Genomic DNA, 20,912 nt, shown 5'->3' on the forward strand with positions numbered 1-20,912 from the left:
AACGATGTCCCGAGAGGAACGATTACACGATGTCCCGGTACACGCGACCGAAGGCGATTCGCTGAAGGGTTCCGATCGCGGCTTCCTCCTTTTCGTGGTACGTCACCGCGACGACCGTTTCTGCTGCGGGTGCGACGTGCCACGCGACGTTGTCCACGTTTTCACTGCCCTCCACGTGTCTCTCGAAATCGTCCGGAACGTCGGCGTCGAACTCCTCCGTGGTTCCGGTGTGCGTTTCGAGGAGGGTGGCGAAAAGCGCGTCCCGCGCGGTGGAAACGACGTCGCTCGTCACCCGCTCGCCGTACTCTTCGCTGTCGAAGCGCATCGCTTTCGCCGTTTCCTTGACGACGGTCTGTGCTGCCGGACCGATGTCCTCGTACTGTTCGCGGGCGGCCGCTTCCGTTGCCGGGGAAAAAACGCCGTGCGTCTCCATGTCCGATACGTTTTGGGGCGAGGAACTATTCGTTTTCGTCCTGTGCCGTGTCCGTTCCGTCGGCGTCGTCGTCCTCCCCACCCTCACTTTCGTCGTTCATCATCTGCTCGGTCATCTGCCGTGCTTCCGCCATGATTCGCTGTGCGTCGGCACCCATCGCCGCATCCCGACCGTAACCACCGGCTTGCTGGAGTTCGTCTTCGAGTCCGTGTCCACCGTGTCCATGGCCGTGGTCGTGCCCGTGACCGTGGTCGTGGACCGTATCCTCGAACACCTGCGGATACTCCTCTTCGTCCGCGTACTCCGTGATTCGCGGCGCGAGTTCGTCGGGACCGTCCTCGTTCCACCCCGGCGCGTACTCGTCGAGCCACGATTCGTGTTCGTCGTCCCCGAGAATGGCCGCAAACGCGAGATGATTGGCGAGATGTTCCCCGTCAGACTGTGGCGTTTCACACACTGGACACGCATATCCCATACGTGCGATACGGTTTCCGCATTGAAAAACGATTCACTCGGTGCCGACCGGGTCGAGTTCGACTAACATCACGAGCGCGTCCTCACCGTCGCCGTAGTATTGCGGTATCGTCCGGAGATACCGGAAACCGAACTCCTGATACAGCGAAATCGCCGGTTCGTTGCTCGCTCGGACCTCCAACTTGACGCTGCGTGCGGACTGGAACTGCAACCCGGACAGCGCTCGCTTGAGCAATTCCCGCCCGATTCCTTCGCCACGGCGGGACGGATGCACCGCGAGGTCCTTGATGTGCCCGAGTGGACGCCCGTGGTTCGGGATCACGTCGGCGACGACGTAGCCGATGATCTTCACCCCGTCCGTGGCGACGAGAAACGTCGGCTCGCCGACGTACCGTTCGAACGCGGCAAACGGCCACGGCTGTTCGAACGACGCCTTCTCGATGCGGAAGATGGCGAGCAAGTCCGCGTCTTCGGCGGGGCGAATGGAGAGTGACCCCGTCTCGCTCGCAGTGGCTGTCACAACTGCGTATTCGACGCGGAGAACTAAAGCGTTCGTGCCCGACCTTTTCCTGTCGTTCGAAAGAACGGAGTTCTTTCGTGATGTCGTCAGATTCCGACGGAATCTGACTGCTAACCAGAAGCCGAAGGCTTCTGGTGATGACGAGAGAGCGACGCTCTCTCGAACCACGGTCGGGAGCAGAGACCAGCGCCAAACGGCGCTGGTCTCTGCCTGTCTCCCTGGGAAAAGGTCGATCAAAAGCCCGCGTCACCTCACTTCCGTCGCGTCCGAAGACTCGCATTCGCTCGTCTTCATCGCTCCGTCGGAGGTTCCTCGGCCCGGAAAATCGGAGATTTTCCGGCGTCTCAAAATCGCGGCGCGATTTTGATGCTCGAAAGACCGCAGGTCTTTCGGTGAGGTTGCTAGTGACTAGCGGTTGTGTAGATTCCTATCGTTCGCGAAAGACCGGCTCTGCTAGTTACTTCTTGCTTCCAAAACAGAGCTCTCGCTACTCACGTAATCGGCCGAAAAATGGGAGAATGCTGGTTACTTAGTCGTCCGCGGAGGCCGCTGCGTCGCCGCCTTCGACTTGCTTCTTCGTGTGCGGCAGTTTACCACCGTCGGCGAGGATCTGGCGCTCACGTTCGGACGCGTCGAGCGTCGCGGTGAGTTCCCAGTCGTCGTTCACGCGAACCGTGAACTCTTCCTGGCCGGAGCGGACCGCTTCCGAAACGTCATCGACGATTTCGATGTCGTCGCCCTGTTCGATCTTCTGGTAGTCGTCATCGTTGATTTCGAGCGGGATGAGACCGAAGTTGAACAGGTTCGCCTTGTGGATGCGGGCGAAGCTCTGTGCGAGGACGCCGTCCACGCCGAGGTACATCGGGCACAGTGCCGCGTGTTCGCGCGAGCTACCCTGTCCGTAGTTCTCGCCAGCGACGAGGAAACCACCGTCGGAGTCGAGTGCGCGCTGTGCGAAGTCGTCGTCAACACGCGAGAGCGTGAACTCGGAGAGTTTCGGGATGTTCGACCGGTACATCAGGATGTCCTGCGTCGCAGGGATGATGTGGTCGGTCGTGATGTTGTCCTGCATCTTGAGCAGGGCCGGGCCTTCGAGCGTGGATTCGAGTTCGTCCTTCAGCGGGACGTCGCCGATGTTCGGGCCTTTGATGAGTTCGTCGTCGACGGCCTGGTCGGGGGCGATGAGGTCGGGGTCGTCGGCGGTGGTGCCGTAGTCGTCACCCATCTCGAATCCGGGCGCGTCGAGGTCGCCGAGTTCGTCGGCGAGGTCGCGCGGGTCGACAATTTCGCCTTTGATGGCCGCCGCCGTGGCGACTTCGGGCGAACAGAGGTAGACGGAGTCGTCCTCGATACCGGAGCGACCCTCGAAGTTGCGGTTGAACGTACGCAGGGAAACGGAGTCCGAGGCCGGAACGTGACCGATACCGATACACGCACCACAGGTCGCCTCGGAGAAGTTGACGCCTGCCGCCATCAGTTCGGCAACCCAGCCTTCGCGGGCCAGCATCTCGGAGGCCTGTTTGGACGCCGGAGCGACGATGAGGTCCGTCTTCCGGTTGACCGTGCGGCCTTCGACCATCTTCGCGGCGGGGAGGATGTCCTCGTAGCCACCGTTCGTACAGGAGCCGATCATGACCTGGTCGACCGACTGTCCGGCGACTTCGCGGACAGGGACGACGTTGTCGGGCATCGACGGCTGTGCGATGAGCGGTTCGATCTCGGAGAGGTCGATGACGATCTCGTCGTCGTACTCCGCGTCGTCGTCGGCCTGGAGTTCGACGTGCTCGTCCTCGCGGCCGAGGGCGCTGAGCCATTCCTCGGTCTTCTCGTCCGTCGGGAAGATGGAGGTCGTCGCGCCGAGTTCCGTGCCCATGTTGGTGATGGTCGTCCGTTCCGGAACGGAAAGCGTCTCGACACCGGGGCCGGTGTACTCGAAGATTTTGCCGACGCCACCTTTCACGGAGAGGCGACGGAGCATCTCGAGGATGACGTCCTTCGCGGTGGACCATTCGGGGAGTTCGCCTTCGAGGCGAACGCTGACGATCTCCGGCATCTCGATGTAGTACGGGCCGCCACCCATGGCGACTGCGACGTCGAGACCGCCCGAACCGATCGCGAGTTCACCCAGTCCGCCGGGTGTCGGGGTGTGGGAGTCCGACCCGAGCATCGTCTTGCCGGGTGCGGCGAAGTTCTCCTTGTGGACGTTGTGACAGATACCGTTACCCGGACGGGAGTAGTGTGCACCGAACGTGCCTGCCGCGGAGCGGAGGAATCGGTGGTCGTCCGTGTTCTTGAAGTCGAACTGGTAGGTCTGGTGGTCACAGTACTGGGCCGCGATCTCGGTCTGGACCTCGTCCATGTCGAGAGCCTCGAACTGGAGCCAGACGAGCGTCCCCGTGGTGTCCTGTGTGAGAACCTGGTCAATCTCGATCCCGATTTCCTCACCGGTTTCGAGTTCGCCCTCGACGAGGTGCTCGCCGAGAATCTTTTCCGTCAGTGTTTGTCCCATATCAGACGAATATCGACCCTCCGAAGGTATAAATCCCGCGTGTTTACGTTTTCATCGTTCGTGGTAAATCAGGCTCTCGTCAGGCAATCATTGCGAAAATGAGGGCGGTCAAAAGGGTGAGACGACGAAAATTAGTCGAAACGAACCTCCACGATTTCGACTTCGGTAACGATCGGCGTATCGTCGTCGGCCCGTCCCCACGAGAGAGACGGAACGACGTCGTAGGCTTCGGTTCCGTTCTGTAGTTCGAGTCGAACCGTCCGTCCGTCGGCGAGCCACCGATTTATCTCCGCTCGATGGTCGTCGGCGAACCGGTTCGTCTCCGCCGTATTCTTCCCGCGGCGAACCGCGACGACCTCGACGGAAAGCCCGTCGGCGCTCGTCCGGAGGTTTACACGGAGGGGGACCTGTGCACGCTCGTCGGAGAGGAACGGAAACGCGAGGACGGCGTCTTCCGCGTCCTCCAACCGGTCGATCTCGGTTCCCAACCCTTCACGGACGGCGTTCACCGATTCCTCGACGGAATGCATGGATTCCTGTACCGATTCCTCGATGCCGCGGCGAAGCTGTTCGCCGAAGTCGGGGTCGAACGGGCTGGGATGACCCCTCCCGTGTCGTTCGCGCCCGCGATGCCGGTGATGCCGCTGGTCGTGCATCTGCCGTGCATGCGTTCGTCCTCTTTCATGCCCTCCTCCCCGACCGGCCCCTCGCCTCTCGTCGTCGTGGGGTCCCCGTTCCAACCCTCGTCGGAGCGCCTCCTCCCACGACAGGTCCAACTCGCGCTTTCGGTGTTTCAGCCGTTCGAACACTTCGTCGTCGTCGATGGTGATCCGGATGTTCCGACTCATACCAGTCGCTACCGTCCCCGGCATCATAATTGTTTCCTCGAAACGCACATCGAAATCACATTGAACACACATTCGACGCACAATCAGTGCATAGATTTATGACTCCCGTCGACAAACCCCCGGTGATGAACCCATCCATCACGAAGGACGACCGGGTCAAAGTACTCGGTTCCGCCACCTACGACGACATCGACGCCGAACACGTTCGCGTTCTGGGCTCCCTTACGGTAAAGGGCGATACGCACGCGGAACGGGCGAAGGTCGCGGGTGCGGCGACGATACGGGGTAATCTCGACGTGGATTCCATCACGGTCTCCGGATCGACAAAAGTCGCTGAAGACGTGACAGCGGACAGCGTCTCCGTGTCCGGGTCGCTATCGGTACGGGGAACCACGCAGGCGGACACGCTCGATTGTTCGGGGTCGGTGAAACTGGAGACGGTCACGGCTGATCAGTTCGAAACCTCGGGTATGGCCAAAGTGGCGACGTTGGACGCCGAATCGGTTCGGGTCCACGGTGCGATCCAGGCGGGCCACGTCGAAGCGGACGACGTCCGGTTCAACCTCGTCGGCGAGTCGGTCGTTTCGTCCCTCGTCGGGGATTCCATCGTCGTCGGTCGGCGTCGGCCCGACGGTTTCCTTCGAGCGAAGTCCATCGAGGGAAGCGATATCACGCTTGACTACGTGGACGTGGAACGAGTCGTCGGCGACCACGTCAAACTCGGAGCGAACGCCCGCGTCGGCGTCGTTGAGGCGGAGGAACTCGATATGGCGGACGGGGCGGTCGTCGACTCGGCCGAATGATACGGGTACCGCTCCCGAACGACACGGGACCACCACTGAGCGACGTGTGAATGATGCGTGAATGGTGCGTGTGTGAGACACGCACACTACGCGAGAACGGTAACGGCTTTACTTTCTCGGACACGCCGTCCGCCTATGTTCCAGAGCGGAACGTTCGTCGCAGAACACATCGAGGAGATTCGGAGACAGCAGATACAACCGAACGGCGTCGATCTGACGCTGGAAAAGGTGTACGAACAGCGGGATTCCGGGCGTATCGGGCGAAACAACAAGGAAATCGGCGACCGTCACCGGATCGAATCCGAACAGATGACGGAAAAGTCTCCGGAGAACTACTACCTCCCGGAAGGTGGCTACATCGTCCAGTACGCCGAAACGGTCGAAATCCCGGAGGGGCACGTCGGCTTCATCTACCCACGGTCGTCGCTCATGCGTAACTCGTGCATGCTCAACACGGCGGTGTGGGACGCGGGCTACAAGGGGAAGGGAGAAGGGTTGCTGCAGGTCCACCACGACATCGAACTCGAACGCGGTGCACGTATCGCACAACTCGTTCTCGCCGAGGCGGACCACGACGAAACCTACGACGGCGACTATCAGCGCGAGAATTTGGACTAAGCGACAGCGGGAACGTCGTTTCATCCCACGAAATATCTCATCTGAATTCAACTCTCAACTATCGGCAACAATCCTTTAGTTTATTTAATTGCAACCAAAAAATGGGATGGTTGATATCAAATCACAAGGTCGGCGACGGTTCCTCAAAAGAACTGGGGTAGCAGCGGTTGCGTCCACGATCCCCTTCAGTGGGGCAGCGGCGGCGGACGGTGGTGTGCTGGACAGTGCGTTCGACGATTCGACGGATCTCCTCCAGGAATCCCTCGTCGTCTTCGAGAGCAACGACGACGTGGATCAACTCGGTACGTTGAACCTTGCCAATGGCTATCACAAGTTCGACGTACTTCCCATCGGTTATACCGAACTTTCGGTGAGCCAGTTGGAGACGATAGCTGACTGGGAGTCGGTTCGATACGTCCGAAAGAACGTCGAGTTGGACTACTACAACGACGACAGTCGGCGAGTTACGGGTGCCAACGACGTGCAGTCGGACCTCGGATATACCGGGACCGACGTGCACACCGCAGTCATCGACTCGGGTGTGGACGGCGACCATCCGGACCTCGAATCCAGTCTCGTCGCCAACTGGCAGTGGGTCGGTAACCCGCTCGACTCACCGACGTTGTGGACCCGCGCGAGCGTTCTCGATACCGACACGATCGGGCACGGAACCCACTGTTCGGGGTCCATTGCGGGCGACGGGACGAAGAGCGACGGGAAACAGCGAGGGATGGCTCCGGATGCGAACCTGACGGTGTACGCCGCGGGTGTGAGTCTGTTAGTCGTGAAGGCGGCCGCGGCGTACGACCACCTGCTGTCGCGCGTCCAGAGCGGCGCGACGGACGTGAAAATCGTCTCGAACTCCTACGGTTCCTCGAACGGCGAGAAGTTCCATCCGGACCAAGCGCTCAACGTTGCGACGTGGCACGCCTACCAAGCGGGGCTACTGCCGGTGTTCGCGGCGGGCAACAGCGGACCGGACACGAACACGCTCAATCAGTACGCGAAAGCGCCGCACGTCCTCGGCGTCGCGGCGACGAAGGACGACAAGACCGTGACCGACTTTTCGTCCCGTGGTCGGAAACAGGATAGCACCAACACCCCGGACAACTGGGACCGGAAAACCGCACTCGACAATCTCACGGCGTATCACGACGGCGGTGGGAGTTCCGGACCGTACGGAATCTACCGTCCCGGCATCGGTGCACCGGGCAACGAGATCGTCAGTACGATGTCGCCCGATGACGCGCTACAGGCGGAAAGCCCGGAGGACGGTCGGCTCTGGTATGCAACCATCAGCGGGACGAGCATGGCGACGCCGATGGTCGCGGGAATCGCCACGCTCGTCGTCGACGCCTATCGGCAGAACAACAACGGCGACATCAGCCCGCTGGAACTACTCAATACCCTCACGGCCGAGGCGGAGGACACACACGGCAACTACACCCCGTGGAACATCGGAACCGGGTTCGTGGACGCCGTCGATTCGGTAACCCGTGCCGAGAACGGTTCCCTCGGTACGTACGGCGACGTGAGTCTCGTGAGTAACTGAGGGTGGGAGAAATCGATACGTCTATTTTTATCGGGTTTCGAGTTCCTCCCGAACGTGGCGGAGAAAGACGTACTGAAACGATGTTCCGAATGCGGCGAAAAGTTGCTCGAAATCTATCTCGAAGGCGGTCTCTGCCCGGACTGTCGTGAATCGTAACTCATCAGTGTCGAGTTCCGATAGCGAGCATTCGCGTCGACGGCAGCGACGGATGGGTTTCGAAACGAAAGGTGTTTTGCGGGGTTGTTCACAGTTAGAACCGTGAATGAAAACCGCGTTCAGTTCTACGCACTCTATCTCACCCGATTCGCCGCCGGGTTCGGATTCATCACGCTGGCGACGCTTCTCCCGACGTATCTCAACGTTCTAAATCCCCAGTCGGGTGTCGTCGTCGGACTGTTCGTCTCCGGACTGACCGCCGCACAGTCGATCGCCGTCGTCCCGCTCGCGTGGGGTGGCGATCGATACGACAAACGAACCGTGTTGCTCGGCAGCATCGTAGTTTCCATCGCGGCCTACGTCGCGTTTCCGTTCGTGGAGAGCAGTTGGGGTTTCATCGCCGCACGTGCGCTCCAAGGGGTTGCCCTGACCGGAACTGGCCTCATCACGCTCGCGCTCGTCGGTGAACTCTCGACGGCCGACACACGCGCGAACCATATCGGGAAAGCCAATTCGGCGCGGTTCGCGGCGTCCATCCTCGGGTCGATTTCGGCCGCGACGTTGTATCAACAGTACGGGTTCGACGTGGTGTTCGGGGTCATCGTCGCCCTGTTGGTTCCGGCGCTGTTCGGCGTGTTGTTGTTCGTGGAACCCGACGACACGCGAATCGAAGGCTTTCCGTTCTCGGATTTGGCGCTCAATCGCAAACTCCTGACGCTGACGAGTTTCCGCTCCCAGTACGCCGTCGCGGTAACGATGGTTCGAAACTGGGTCGTCGTATACGCGGGACTGAAGGCGTCTCAGGGTGGGTTGGCCTACGCGGCGCTCGCCGTCAGCGCCGTGCTCATCTCGGAGAAGTTCACGAACATGCTGTTTCAACCCCACACGGGACGCCTTTCAGACCGATATGGCCGCGCTCTGTTCGTCTTCTGCGGCGGCGGCCTGTACGGGCTCGTCGCGCTCTGTATTCCGTTCTCACCGACCATCGGTCGGACGCTCGGACTTCCGTCGATGTTTCCGATCCTCGGGCAACTCTCGCCCGCGTTCCTCCCCCTGGTGGGGTTGAACGCGCTTCTCGGCATCGCCGATAGCTTCCGCGAACCGGCCAGCATGGCGCTGTTCGCCGACGAAGGGGTCGAGGGCGGCGGCGTGGCGAGCAGTTTCGGCGTTCGGGATTTGGTGTGGCGGCCGGGGAGTATCCTCGCGCCGATTCTCGCCGGAATACTGACGACCGGACCGGGTATCCAGTGGGTGTTCTATTTCGGCGGCGCTGCCGCTATCTCCGGCGTCCTGACGTTCCTCGGCGTACTGTCGTACTCCCACGGGACGAAGGCGCTGACACAGTGGTAGCGATCAGAAGGACTCTCAACTACATCTTTTATGACATGTATTTCAGTCGAATATTTCTCATCCATAGAATACATTATACTATCAACATCTCATAGATACAATTAACGTCGAACGGTAGTTTTACTACGATGAATGCGACGTGCTACTGCAGTCGTTCTGCTCGTTTGCATCGTGAGCGCGGGAGCGATTCCCGCACTCGGTGTGAACGTCGGCGGGCGACACTCCGACATCGGATCGACCACGGCAACCACGAACAGTTCGACGAACGTGACCATCCTCTCTTACAACGACATTCAGACCGCCGCGGCGAAGGACGGCAACGTGCCGCGGCTCGTTCACCGAATCGACGAGCGTCGGCAGGCCCACGACAACCCGACGTTCGTCATGGGCGGCGGTGACGAACTGTCACCGAACGCGCTCTCGCCCGTCTCGGGGTGGCACGCACCCGTGGACGTGTACGATCTCATTCATCCCGACGCGGAAGCGGTCGGAAATCACGACCTCGACTACGGAACTGACGCGTTCGCGAACGCGTCCCGCGCCTCGAACTTCCCGTGGCTTGCAGCGAACCTCGTGAACGAGACGACCGGTAACACCATCGAGGGAACACAGCCCTACGAGGTAGTCCACCGTGGTGGCGTCAAAGTCGGCGTCGTCGGTGCCATCTATCCCGGCGTCGATGGCTCCGTTTCGGAGAACCTCTCGGCGCACAACATTACCGCGAAACCCGTCGTCCCGACGCTGCAGAAGTACGAGAAGCTACTTCGGCAACAGAAGAACGTCGACGTGGTCGTCGTCCTGCTCCACGAAGGCACCAAGGAAGCCGAAACGGTCGCAAAGCAGACCGACGCCGACGTGGTTCTGACCGGTCACGACGAAGTCGTCTACCGACCGCGCGTCGTGGACGGGACCATCATCAGCGAGACGGAAGCCCGCGCCGAGTACCTGAGTGAAATCAACCTCACGGTCGAGGACGGCGACGTCGTCGGCGCGAACGGCCGACTCATCAACATCACGGAGTCGACGCCGAAGAACGAAACCGCCTCGCGGATCATCAACGACTACCGTTCGGAAGTTGACCTCGATTCGACCATCGCGTACACCGAGACACCGCTCGACGCGCGATTCTCCACGAACTACCACCGCGAGAGCAACTACGGTGACCTCGTGACCGACGCGATGCGATCACAAACGGGTGCCGACGTCGCCATCACCAACGCCGGTGGAATCCGTTCGAACGGGGTCTACGGCCCCGGCAACATCACGGGCGGGGACGTGTTCAACACGCTTCCGTTCGGAAACAAGGTGGTGACCGTTCGACTGACGGGCGCACAACTCAAGGAGACGCTCGCGAGCCAAATCACGACGATGGAAAGCGACGCCGGACAGCAATACGGCGCGGAGATGTCGATGCAGGTCAGCGGCGTCCGCTTCGAGTGGGTCGGCCACGACGGAAAACAAAAAATACGCGACGTCCGGGTCGATGGAAAACCGCTCGACCCGACCGCGACGTACGAAGTCGCCGTCAACGACTTCATGGCTGGCGGCGGAAGCGGCTATCCGCTCGCCGACAAGCCGGTCGTTCAGCGCACGGACGAACTGCTCTCGACCACCGTCGTGGATTATCTGAAATCGAACGGGAAAATCGCGCCGACGACGGACGGCCGAATTCAGCGCGTCGATACGTCACTCGCCGATAAATCCGTCACCCTCGACGGACACGGAAACGCCGTCATGCAGTTCGACGCACCGGACGACTACGACGCAACCGTCCCGAACACGTTCGTCGTTTCGACCCCGGACAACCGCACCGTTGCCGCGGAGAAAGTCACCTACGACGCCGACGAGGACACGCTCACGGTTCGCTTCGACGACGGCGAACTCACGTCGCTCGTCGGCTGTGATGAAACGGCACAACTCGAACTCTACGGCGGGTATCAGTCCTCGCAGTACGACCGCGTCTACTTCAACTACTCCCGGCTGAACGCGGACGTGACTGCGACGCTCGCGGACCGGAACGGACACGGCGCGAGCGAGCGCGACGCAACGAACGAGACGAACGAAAACGAGGACGCCAACCGAGCGACGGTGCCGCCGGTGGCGGCCGCCTGATCGGTCGAATTCGTCTGCCGGTCGAACGTTTCCCTATTTTCCGAGGTCGAACAACTCGGCGGCCTGTTCCATGTCCTTGTCGCCGCGGCCGCTCAAATTCACGAGAATGACGTCGTCCTCGTCCTTTTCGGCGGCTAGCTGTTTCGCCAGTGCGACGGCGTGACTCGATTCGAGCGCGGGGATGATGCCCTCCAGTTCGCTGAGTTCGCGGAACGCGGCGAGCGCCTCCTCGTCGGTGACGCCGGTGTACTCACATCGTCCCGTCTCGCGGAACTGGGCGTGTTCCGGACCGACGCCGGGGTAGTCGAGTCCCGCGGAAACCGAGTGGACTTCCACGTCGTCGTTCAGAATTCGCGTTCTCATTCCGTGCAGGATGTCGGTCGTGCCGTTCGCCAGCGGTGCGGCGTGGCGCTTCGAGTCGGTGCCTTCGCCGCCGCCTTCCGCACCGTACAGTTCGACGGGGTCGTCGCGAAACGCGTGGAACAACCCGATGGCGTTCGATCCCCCGCCGACGCATGCGACGGCGGCGTCGGGGAGTTTTCCGGCCTGCTCCCGAATCTGCTCCCGTGCCTCCTCGCCGATGACTGACTGGAAGTCCCGAACCATGCGGGGGAACGGGTCCGGGCCGACGACGCTTCCGACGAGATAGTGCGTGTCGTCCACGTTGTGGGCGAAGTCCTCCAATGCGGCATCGACCGCGTCCGCGAGTCCCGAATCGCCGCGCGTGACCTCGTTCACCTCGGCACCCATCAGGCGCATGCGGAAGACGTTCATCTTCTGGCGCTCGACGTCCTTTTTGCCCATGTAAATCTCGGTGGGAATGTCGAACAGCGCGCCGACCATCGCCGTCGCGGTGCCGTGTTGCCCCGCGCCGGTTTCCGCGATGAGTCGTTCCTTGCCCGCCTGTTTCGCCAGCAGGGCTTGCCCGAGACAGTTGTTGATCTTGTGTGCCCCGCCGTGGAGCAGGTCCTCCCGCTTCAGGTAGATCCGTGCACCGTACTCCTCGGAAAGCCGTTTCGCGTGATAGATCGGTGTCGGCCGACCGGCGAACGATTCGAGCAGGGACCGGAACTCCGACTGGAACTCCTCGGTCTCCGAAATCTCGTCGTACGCTCCTGCTAACTGTTCGAGCGGTTCCTCCAGCGGTTCGGGAACGTGTCGGCCCCCGAACGTCCCGAACTCGATGGATTGCTCTCGTGACATAAATCCCGAATGGTTAGTAAAGATCATAAATCTACTCCACGGTACTACTCCGTCCGTCGGTGTACAATTTCGTCGGGAAGGAAGTGGAAACGAGTCGGCAGAAGTGTTACTGCATATACCCGAGGTCGGCCAGTCGCTCTTCCACGTTGGCCTCGTCGTCGCCCATCGTACCGTCGTTCTCCTCGTCGTATTCGGGGTAGGACTGTGAACCGGCGTCCTCGACGACCGGAATCACCGTCCCGTCCATGCGGTCGCTGTAGGGCACGCCGAGCGCGGACATGACCGTCGGCGCGATGTCGAAGAGGTGTGCTTTGGTCGGCATCGCGTCCACGTCGATGCCCTCCCCTTTCGCGGCGACGATGCCTTCGAGTTTGTGGTTCCACGGCTCTGTCGGCGGCGCGAAGTAATCGCCGAGCAACTGTGCAGAGATGAACTGGCCCATCTGGTTCGGAATCGTCACGATGTCCGGCGCGTTGTCCGCGTTCTTCCCGTGGAAGTAGTTCTCGCGGGGCACGACCTCGCCGAAGACGAGTTCGCCGTCCGGCGTTTCGACGCCGCTGAGTTTCTCGATGAGTTCGTCACGCACCTCGTCGTACTTCTCCGGCGGGACGATGCCGTTCGGTTCGCGGCCCTGCAAGTTGATACGTACGCCGAGTTCGGTTCGTGCACGGACGTAGGCGGTCGATTTGGCGAAGTCAACCTGTTCGTTTGCCATCCGAGCCACGTTCTTCGGCGCGTACTGTTTTGCGATCTCGGCGAGACCGACCTTCTCCAATCCGGTTCGGATTCGATGCGCGGTGAAGCCGAACTGGGCCACTTTCGCGGCCAGCCGTTCGAACGTGTTCGGCTCCCACGTCTTCGTGTCCTTCCCTTCCCGGAGTTCGTCCTGAATCGGGTTCCACGACGGCATTCCGCGACCGCCGTTTCGGGCCTTCACGTAGCCTTCGTCGCGAAGGAACTCGTTGACGCGGAACTCGTACTTCTCGTACGGTCCCATCCCGTGGTCGCTCGCGATGAAGACGGTGTTCGGGTCACATTCCTCAAGCAGTTTCCCGACCTGCCTGTCGGTCTCCTCGTAGACGGTCTTCACTTTGTCCCAGTCGCCGTCGAACTCGTGGAAGACGGTGTCGGGTTTCTGGAACTGGACGAACCCGAAGTCGGGTTCGTACTCGTCCGCGAGGTAGCGGAACGCTTCCCCGCGCATGCGGACGAGGCTCGTATATTCGTCCATCTTCTGTGCGTCGGTGTAATCCGACTCCTCGCGGGAGTAGGTCGGATACACGCGGTATTCGCCGATCTCTTCGCGGATGTCGTCCAGTAGTCCATCGGGGGAACAACGTGGGTTTTCGGGACCGATGAACCCCGGAATGAGCGCGCCGTTGATGTCGTCCGGCGGGTGTGTCACCGGGACGTTGACGACGACGCTCGTGAGGTCGTGTTGGTCGAGCAGCGACCAGATCGAGTGTTCCTCGACGTCCTGCCCGCTCACGACGTGGAAATCGTATCCGTCGTAGGCGACGAATCCGCAGACGCCGTGTTTCCCGGGGTTGACGCCGGTGTACATCGACGGCCACGCACTCGGGGTCCACGGCGGCATCTGTGATTCCAGCGGTGCGGATGCGCCACCGTCACAGATGGAGCGGATGTTGGGAATGACGTCGTCCTCATACAACCGCTCGAAGACGGGCAGACATCCGGCGTCGATACCGATAAGAAGAACATCTACGTTACTCATTTACCATCACCTAGATCGTACCTGCGACCAGCGCGTGTCGTTCCGTTCGTCGAGCAAGAGGTGTCTCCTTGCATTACGACGCTCGTCGGACTCATTGGAACCTCCTACACTCCCTAGTCATTTTATTATGCTACTCTTAATTCTGGAACCGAATAGTCATTCCCCTTCACCGTCAGTGAGGGTTACACTCGGCTCGTCGATGACCGTCCGTTTCCACGTCCCGCGTGTGAACCACAGAGCCGCTACGATGGCTCCGATTATATTCCCGAAGGCCATTCCTACCCAGATACCAGTCGGCCCCATATGCTGGACGAACGCGAGGAAGTACACCGTCGGAACGCGTCCGAGCCACAGCGTGATCATCGAGAACGCCATCGCCAATTTCGTGTTGCCTGCACCGCGATACGCGCCGAGGAGCACCTGTAGGACGGCCATAAACGCGAACTCGACCGATCGTATCCGGAGGTACTGACTCCCGAACTTGACCGTTTCGTGGGCTTGGTCGGTTCCAGTCGCCATGAAGACGCCGACGATAGGGTGGGGAAACAACGCTGCAACGATTGCAACGATGAACATCACACCCGCACCGACCTTCGCCGCGAGCCACACCGCCCGCTCCGCTCGGTCGGGTTTCTTCGCGCCGAGGTTCTGACCGACCATCGTGTTCGTCGCTCGTCCCAGCCCCATCGCCGGGAGGAACACGAGCGACACGAGGCGGTTTCCGAGTCCGTAGGCGCTGACCACCGCCGGTTGGAACTGGACGATCATCGCGGTCAGAGAAATCATCGCGAGCGAACTCGTGGACTGTTCGAGGGCGCTCGGCGTGCCGATTCGGATTATCTTCCAGATAAGACCGAGGTCCGGGATGAGATCATCGACGCTGACGTTCGGTCCTGCGTCGGTGTAGAAGAGGACGTACAGTCCGAGAACGCTCGCAACGGCCCGTGCGGAGATGGTCGCGAGCGCCGCGCCCTGAACGTCCATCCCGTGAATCGGTCCCGCCCCGAAGATGAGAACCGGGTCGAGAACGACGTTGACGGCGACGCTCACTAGCATGATACGCATCGGGGTACGGGTGTTGCCGTACCCGCGCATCAACGACGTGAAGACGAAGAACCCGAACAGGAAGGGCAATCCGAGGAAGTACGTCTCCATGTATTCCCGAGCGAGCGGAACGACCTGAGTGGCCGTCGCGCCCTGTGACGGCATCACCGAGAGCATCGGTTCGGTGAGGAAGTATCCGGCGATAGCGAGGAGGACGGAGAGTAACAGGACGAACGAGAGAATCTGGCCCGCGACTTTCCCCGCGGACCCTTCGCTGTCCGCCCCGGTGAACTGGGCGACCAAGATGCTCCCGGCCGTCGTAAACCCGCCCGCGACGGAGATGAGGAAGAAGATGAGCGGAAATGCGATACTCATCGCGCCGACCGCGGCGGACGACAACCGTCCCAGCCAAAAGGTGTCCGCAACGTTGTACATCACCTGTAGAAGCTGAATGACGACGATCGGCCACGCGAGTTCGAACATCGGTCGCACCAGTCCACCGTCAGTGATCGAACTGCTGGACTGTGTGCTGGTCATCGTACCTTCGAAACGAAACACCTTGACATCAAGATTCCGAATCGTACTCGGATCGACGAACTATGCCGTAACTCCTTCCGAATCGTCGCTTTAAGACCCACAGCTCTACCCCGCTCCGGTCAGACGGTTTCCAAATCAGTCGTCCGGTCCTACGACTTTCGAGTTCGGACTGACCCGTCGCTCAAGCGGTCATCGATTAAACACCCCCTAAATCGGCGTTATTCGAGGGAATTCACGGTTATGGCTTCAGTCTCGCTATCGCTTGGGCGGGCGTCGACCCTGAAGCACATCGACCGTGCTCGTCCTTGGCTCTCCATTTGTTGTTGGAAATTTGACGGACCTGGGGACACTGTGCGGGATTTCGAACTGCGTATTCGGGCAAACCAATGGGCATACTTCGGCTTGGACGACTGTTAGATTAAGTAATTACCAGCTACAACAGCGTAGCACTAACCTGAATCGAAGTTTGGGTGAAAATACTTGTGCGGATAATTACTGCCGGAGCGACGCGATGGCACTGGCTGGCGTCGCCCCACGACACGAACGTCCGCTCGTGTCGGATGCGATCCATTCGCCGTCGTCCGTCTCTCGAAGGGAGGGTCGGTCGGCGGGACTCTCAACCGTGTATTCCGGGTCATTCAGGCTGATCGCCATGGTAGTATGTTGGCATGCATCTATCTTTATTATGTAATATATAATTGAATAGTTCGGAATGGAAACGAAATAACGCCCTCGGCTCAGTGCTCCAAAATGGCTCGTGCGGCTACGTCACGCGTTTTTCACGGTTCTATACGCTCAATAATGTCTGTTTATGAATGTGTTTGCCGCCCACTGTTCGTGATGTTTGCGAACAGTGGTTTAAACAGTTCATACCGAAAACGGAGTGGGATGATTTCATGCTCTGAGAGTGCGTCGGAAAAAGCCCGTTGCTCTCGAGAGAGCGTCTACGGGGTGACGCGCCAGCAGAACGAGATCTGGTTCTTCACGCCGCACGCTCGAGAAAATTCTGATACTATCCGGCGAAATGGTAATGACCTCGCCAAGGAGATATCCCTACCATGCCGAAAATTGCCCTGATCGGTGCGGGGAGTATGGTCTTTGCGAGGAAATTGATCGGGGACATACTCTCGTTCGAGGAGCTTTCGAGCAGCGAACTCTCGTTGATGGACATCGACGAGCACCGCCTCGCCCAAACCCATCGAATCGCCGAGGCGATGATCGCGAACGAAGGGCTCGATGCGAATGTCCAAGCGACACTCGACCGCCGAGAAGCGGTCGCGGACGCGGACTACGTCCTGAACATGATCAACGTCGGCGGAACCGAACCGTTCGAAAACGAGATTCGAATCCCCGAGAAGTACGGCGTGAAACAATCCATCGGCGACACGACCGGTCCGGGCGGGATTTTCCGCGGACTCCGTACGATTCCGACGATACTCGACCTCGCCGCCGACATGGAAGAATTGTGCCCCGATGCCCTCCTTCTCAACTACACGAACCCGATGGCGATCCTCTGTAAGGCTCTATCCGACGCGACTGACATCGACGTCGTCGGTCTCTGTCACTCCGTTCCGCACACGGCCGAGGCCATCGCGGAGTACGTCGGCGTCCCAGCGTCGGAACTGGAGTACTGGGTCGCAGGTATCAACCATATGGCGTGGTTCCTGGAGTGTGAACACGACGGCCATTCCGTCTACCCGGCGCTCCGTGACGCCGCCGAGAACGACGAAACCTATCGAAAGGACACCGTCCGGTTCGAGATGCTGAAACACTTCGGCGCGTTTCCCACCGAATCGAGCCATCACATGAGCGAGTACGTCCCGTACGTCCGCACCGACGACGCGGCCATCGAGGAGATGGGCGGGACGAACTTCGCGGAACGGATGCCTACCGCGACGTATCTGGAAGGCTGGAAGGAGCGCTCGGCGGAACGGGACGACCCCGAACTCGACGTTGACCTCGACTCGGTCGGCGTCGAACGCTCGGAGGAGTACGCGTCCAGAATCATCCACTCGCTCGAAACCGGTACCCAGCGGCGGTTCAATCTGAACGTCCCGAACGCGACGAACGCCATCGAAAACCTCCCGAACGACGCCTGCGTCGAAGTCCCCGTTTTCGTCGACGGAACCGGTCTTCACCCCGCGTCAGTCGGCGAACTCCCGACCCAACTCGCCGCGCTCGACCGCCAGCATTCGGCCGTGTACGAACTCACCGTCGAAGGTGCGCTCGAAGGAAACCGGGAGAAAATCCACCAGGCGGTCAAACTCGACCCGCTTTCCGCCGCGGCCTGTTCGCTGGACGAACTCCACGAAATGACCGAGGAACTCATCGAAGCCAACACGGAATACATTCCAAGGCTCGAATAGTTCGGAAACGGGATTTCGTCGGAGAATCTGCGGGCATGCGACCGGTCGGATTCAAAATCCCGTCGCTTTCGCTCATTCGTTCCTCAGGTCCGTTCGTCACGAAAGGAGCGGGCGCGACGGGATTTGAACCCGCGACATCTTGGTCCGGAACCAAGGACTCTGTCCACTGAGCTACGCGCCCTCACCACGCCGTACATGCGGTGTCCGTTTAACCATTGTGAAAATCGGGCGCGTCTCCCTTTGTTGTGACTCTCCGTCGATCAGTCGTTCGTGAAACCGAGCGGGACGAATCGAACGGCAGGTTGATAGAAAACGATCCGGTATTCCGACTATGAACGTCCTCCCGGTCCTCCTCACCGTCGGAATCTTCGGCTTGGTCGTCTACCGTCGATTCAAGCGGTCGTTCGGGCGACAACCGGTGTCGAAGAAACGTCTCGGACTCCGAGCGGTCCTCATCATGGTCGTCGTCGCGTTTATCGTGGCGTCGTCGGTGACGAGTCCGGTGAACCTCCTCGAAGACCTGGTCGGCGTGGGTATCGGCGGCGTCACTGCCGCCATTGGTCTCACCTTCACGGAGTTCGAACACACGGACGACGGTGCGTTTTACGAACCGCACCCGTACGTCGGGGTCGCCGTCTTCGCGCTGTTTCTCCTCCGGTTGGCGAGCCACCTGTATCCGCTGGTGATGGGTAACGCGGCGAACTCCACGACGACCAGTACTTCCGCATCCGGAATGCCGACCGATCCGCTGACGGTCGTAGTCCTCCTCGTGTTCCTCGGCTACTACGCCTGTTATTCGACCGGCGTTCTCGTCGTCTCTCGACGAACCACCTCGACGGCGTCGGAGTGAGTTCCGTCTCCCTTCGTTCGTCTCCTTCTGTCCGTCTTCTCCCCCACCAATCGACGCCTTACTCCTGTCGTGCGACTTCGTGCCGCCCGAACCCGTATCGGAGTCGGTTCGCCAACCGGCGCGAGAAGCGGCCGTCGTCCCCGGAACGACTGCCGAACCGCTCGGAGAGCGCCTCGTAGATGAGCGGGACGGGAACTTCCTGTTCGAGTGCCTCTTGAACCGTCCACGTTCCGGTCGAACCGCCCGCGATGTGGTCGGCGACGTCGCCCAGGTCGGTGCCCTCCTCGCGGAACGCCTCCTCGCAGAGTTCGAGGAGCCACGAGCGGATGACAGCGCCGTTGTTCCACGTCCGCGCGACGGCTTCCAAATCGAGGTCGTAGCGCCCCTCGTGGAGCAGTTCGAACCCTTCGCCGTAGGTCTGCATCAGTGCGTATTCGACGCCGTTGTGGACCATCTTGACGTAGTGGCCGGATCCCGACTCGCCCATCCGGTCGTGTCCCGCCGGGCCGGTCGCAACGGCGTCGAAGACGGGCGTCAGTTCGTCGTAGGCCCACTGCTCCCCACCGATCATCAGCGAGAAACCGAGTTCGGCCCCTGCCGGACCGCCGCTCGTCCCACAGTCGAGATAGGTCGCGGAAGTCGTTTCGCTTCGGCGCACGGAGTCCTCGAAGTAGGAGTTTCCACCGTCGACGACGACGTCGTCCGCGTCGAGGTACGGTTCCAAATCTTCGAGGGCGGCGTCCACGGGGTCACCGGCGGGAACCATCAACCAGATCCGTTTCTCGTCGCCGAGTTTCTCCGCGAGGTCCGCGACCGATTCGGCCGGTTCCGCGCCCGCTTCCGCGGCGGATTCGACGGCCTCCTCCGCGACGTCGTACGCCACGATATCGTGTCCAGCGTCGAGGGTTCTGTCCACTACGATGCGACCCATCCGTCCGAGTCCGATGACGCCCAGTTGCATGGGTGAACCCTGCGTGGCGGGGGTGGTAGGGGTTGCGATTTCGCGGAGTCAGTACGAACCGTATCGGTCGAACCGTTCGAATACTGGATATCCAGCGTGTCGCCGTCCACGACGTCCGTGACCGTTACCTGTTCGCTGTCAGTTACCGACGCCGCGGTCGGCCTGCTGGCTAACCCGCCGATGATACCGAGGATCAGGAGAACGAGAGCAATCATGAGAACTCGCTTCCGGGTTGTTGCATTCATTTATGCAATTAAAATCAATATATTGTACTATGAGTATTTTGCGTGTGAAGAGACACATCGATAGCAATCGGTGCAAAACTGGATGGCAGCCATCGGAACTTCTTCGGCAAAACCACTTTTCTTTCCAGTCTTTCAGGATTTTAGGGGGATTGCACACCTGAATCCTACGTCGTTCGGTCGAGTCACGTGCCATGGACTCGAACGACGAGAATCGTTTGTATCTTTCACCCGGTCCAAACAAATAACAATACAGGGGGTGTGTTGAGGGTATGAATGAGGATAGAATCGTTTGGCGATTGAATCTCGTTATCGTTCTCCTCTGTCTCATCGCCTTTTTCGTTACGATACCGTATCTCATGTTCCTGGTCCGGAACTTCCCGAATTTCCTCTTCGCCGTCGTCACGGCTCTCGGAACGATGGGCGGATTCCTCCTCGTCAGGACGTATCGGACGGTTCGGAGTTGATTTCACGGGATCAATGGACGGGAACCTTTATCAGCGACGCCGCGCAGAGTCACAGGTATGAGCGCGATGGTGTCGGTAGTACGTCTGTAGCGTAGACGACGAGCCGATAGTGTTTCTCGCCGATTCACCATT

19 protein-coding genes and 1 tRNA gene are annotated in these 20,912 nt (G+C 60.3%); 8 read left to right on the forward strand and 12 right to left on the reverse strand.

Features of this window, described 5'->3' with window-relative positions; translation table 11 throughout:
- Window positions 1–22 precede the first annotated feature (22 nt).
- The 5 genes from NKF26_RS07070 to NKF26_RS07090 all read right to left on the reverse strand — a co-directional run bounded on the left by NKF26_RS07070 (window position 23) and on the right by NKF26_RS07090 (window position 4,784).
- Entirely contained in the window at window positions 23–433 is a 411-nt protein-coding gene (locus NKF26_RS07070) for a DUF5809 family protein (protein ID WP_253228936.1), read from the reverse strand.
- A gap of 25 nt (window positions 434–458) precedes the next feature.
- Window positions 459–908, reverse strand: coding sequence for a DUF5810 domain-containing protein (locus NKF26_RS07075; RefSeq protein ID WP_253228935.1), 450 nt, complete (start codon window positions 906–908; stop codon window positions 459–461).
- Between the two features lie 33 nt (window positions 909–941).
- Window positions 942–1,427: a ribosomal protein S18-alanine N-acetyltransferase gene (gene rimI, locus NKF26_RS07080; RefSeq protein WP_253228934.1), complete on the reverse strand. Its 486-nt coding sequence runs from the start codon at window positions 1,425–1,427 to the stop codon at window positions 942–944.
- Between the two features lie 529 nt (window positions 1,428–1,956).
- A complete protein-coding gene (locus tag NKF26_RS07085; RefSeq protein WP_253228933.1) occupies window positions 1,957–3,936 on the reverse strand; it encodes an aconitate hydratase in 1,980 nt (659 codons plus the stop codon).
- 131 nt (window positions 3,937–4,067) lie between these two features.
- Window positions 4,068–4,784: a hypothetical protein gene (locus NKF26_RS07090; RefSeq protein WP_253228932.1), complete on the reverse strand. Its 717-nt coding sequence runs from the start codon at window positions 4,782–4,784 to the stop codon at window positions 4,068–4,070.
- Between the two features lie 125 nt (window positions 4,785–4,909).
- On the opposite strand from NKF26_RS07090, the gene NKF26_RS07095 reads away from it, so the two are divergent.
- From NKF26_RS07095 to NKF26_RS07115, 5 genes are all read left to right on the forward strand, one after another.
- Complete coding sequence (locus tag NKF26_RS07095) at window positions 4,910–5,587, forward strand: hypothetical protein (RefSeq protein ID WP_253234135.1); 678 nt, start codon at window positions 4,910–4,912, stop codon at window positions 5,585–5,587.
- Between the two features lie 72 nt (window positions 5,588–5,659).
- Window positions 5,660–6,205, forward strand: coding sequence for a deoxyuridine 5'-triphosphate nucleotidohydrolase (locus tag NKF26_RS07100; protein WP_369682128.1), 546 nt, complete (start codon window positions 5,660–5,662; stop codon window positions 6,203–6,205).
- Window positions 6,206–6,419: 214 nt separating this feature from the next.
- Window positions 6,420–7,757, forward strand: a complete 1,338-nt coding sequence (locus NKF26_RS07105; protein WP_253228929.1) for a S8 family serine peptidase — start codon at window positions 6,420–6,422, stop codon at window positions 7,755–7,757.
- A 258-nt stretch (window positions 7,758–8,015) separates the two neighbouring features.
- The gene (locus tag NKF26_RS07110) at window positions 8,016–9,263 is read left to right on the forward strand and encodes an MFS transporter (protein ID WP_253228928.1); all 1,248 of its coding nucleotides are present in this window, start codon (window positions 8,016–8,018) and stop codon (window positions 9,261–9,263) included.
- A gap of 132 nt (window positions 9,264–9,395) precedes the next feature.
- Window positions 9,396–11,375: a bifunctional UDP-sugar hydrolase/5'-nucleotidase gene (locus tag NKF26_RS07115; RefSeq protein ID WP_253234136.1), complete on the forward strand. Its 1,980-nt coding sequence runs from the start codon at window positions 9,396–9,398 to the stop codon at window positions 11,373–11,375.
- 33 nt (window positions 11,376–11,408) lie between these two features.
- On the opposite strand, the gene trpB is transcribed toward NKF26_RS07115, so the two are convergent.
- The 4 genes from trpB to NKF26_RS07135 form a co-directional block, all read right to left on the reverse strand.
- Window positions 11,409–12,578 (reverse strand): tryptophan synthase subunit beta, encoded by a 1,170-nt coding sequence (trpB, locus tag NKF26_RS07120; protein WP_253228926.1) that lies wholly within the window; start codon window positions 12,576–12,578, stop codon window positions 11,409–11,411.
- A gap of 106 nt (window positions 12,579–12,684) precedes the next feature.
- The gene (locus NKF26_RS07125; RefSeq protein ID WP_253228925.1) at window positions 12,685–14,313 is read right to left on the reverse strand and encodes an alkaline phosphatase family protein; all 1,629 of its coding nucleotides are present in this window, start codon (window positions 14,311–14,313) and stop codon (window positions 12,685–12,687) included.
- A 156-nt stretch (window positions 14,314–14,469) separates the two neighbouring features.
- Entirely contained in the window at window positions 14,470–15,894 is a 1,425-nt protein-coding gene (locus NKF26_RS07130; RefSeq protein ID WP_303647120.1) for an MATE family efflux transporter, read from the reverse strand.
- Between the two features lie 492 nt (window positions 15,895–16,386).
- Window positions 16,387–16,548, reverse strand: a complete 162-nt coding sequence (locus tag NKF26_RS07135) for a hypothetical protein (protein WP_190303762.1) — start codon at window positions 16,546–16,548, stop codon at window positions 16,387–16,389.
- A 404-nt stretch (window positions 16,549–16,952) separates the two neighbouring features.
- On the opposite strand from NKF26_RS07135, the gene melA reads away from it, so the two are divergent.
- Window positions 16,953–18,260 carry an alpha-galactosidase gene (melA, locus tag NKF26_RS07140; RefSeq protein WP_253228924.1) on the forward strand — a complete coding sequence of 436 codons (1,308 nt, stop codon included), beginning with the start codon at window positions 16,953–16,955 and terminating at the stop codon, window positions 18,258–18,260.
- Between the two features lie 108 nt (window positions 18,261–18,368).
- Here melA and NKF26_RS07145 read toward each other — a convergent pair.
- Window positions 18,369–18,441: transfer RNA gene (locus tag NKF26_RS07145), tRNA-Arg, on the reverse strand.
- Window positions 18,442–18,591: 150 nt separating this feature from the next.
- Here NKF26_RS07145 and NKF26_RS07150 point away from each other — a divergent pair.
- Entirely contained in the window at window positions 18,592–19,110 is a 519-nt protein-coding gene (locus NKF26_RS07150) for a CcdC protein domain-containing protein (RefSeq protein WP_253228923.1), read from the forward strand.
- A 58-nt stretch (window positions 19,111–19,168) separates the two neighbouring features.
- Here the strand turns inward: NKF26_RS07150 and gnd are convergent, their stop codons facing one another.
- A complete protein-coding gene (gene gnd, locus NKF26_RS07155; protein WP_253228922.1) occupies window positions 19,169–20,071 on the reverse strand; it encodes a phosphogluconate dehydrogenase (NAD(+)-dependent, decarboxylating) in 903 nt (300 codons plus the stop codon).
- Window positions 20,026–20,286, reverse strand: coding sequence for a hypothetical protein (locus NKF26_RS07160; RefSeq protein ID WP_253228921.1), 261 nt, complete (start codon window positions 20,284–20,286; stop codon window positions 20,026–20,028). The genes gnd and NKF26_RS07160 overlap by 46 nt, the downstream gene beginning before the upstream one ends.
- 299 nt (window positions 20,287–20,585) lie before the next feature.
- On the opposite strand from NKF26_RS07160, the gene NKF26_RS07165 reads away from it, so the two are divergent.
- Complete coding sequence (locus tag NKF26_RS07165) at window positions 20,586–20,780, forward strand: hypothetical protein (protein WP_253228920.1); 195 nt, start codon at window positions 20,586–20,588, stop codon at window positions 20,778–20,780.
- The last annotated feature ends 132 nt before the right edge of the window (window positions 20,781–20,912 follow it).

It is taken from the genome of Haladaptatus sp. AB618, from assembly GCF_024136965.1.
Classification (GTDB): domain Archaea; phylum Halobacteriota; class Halobacteria; order Halobacteriales; family Haladaptataceae; genus Haladaptatus.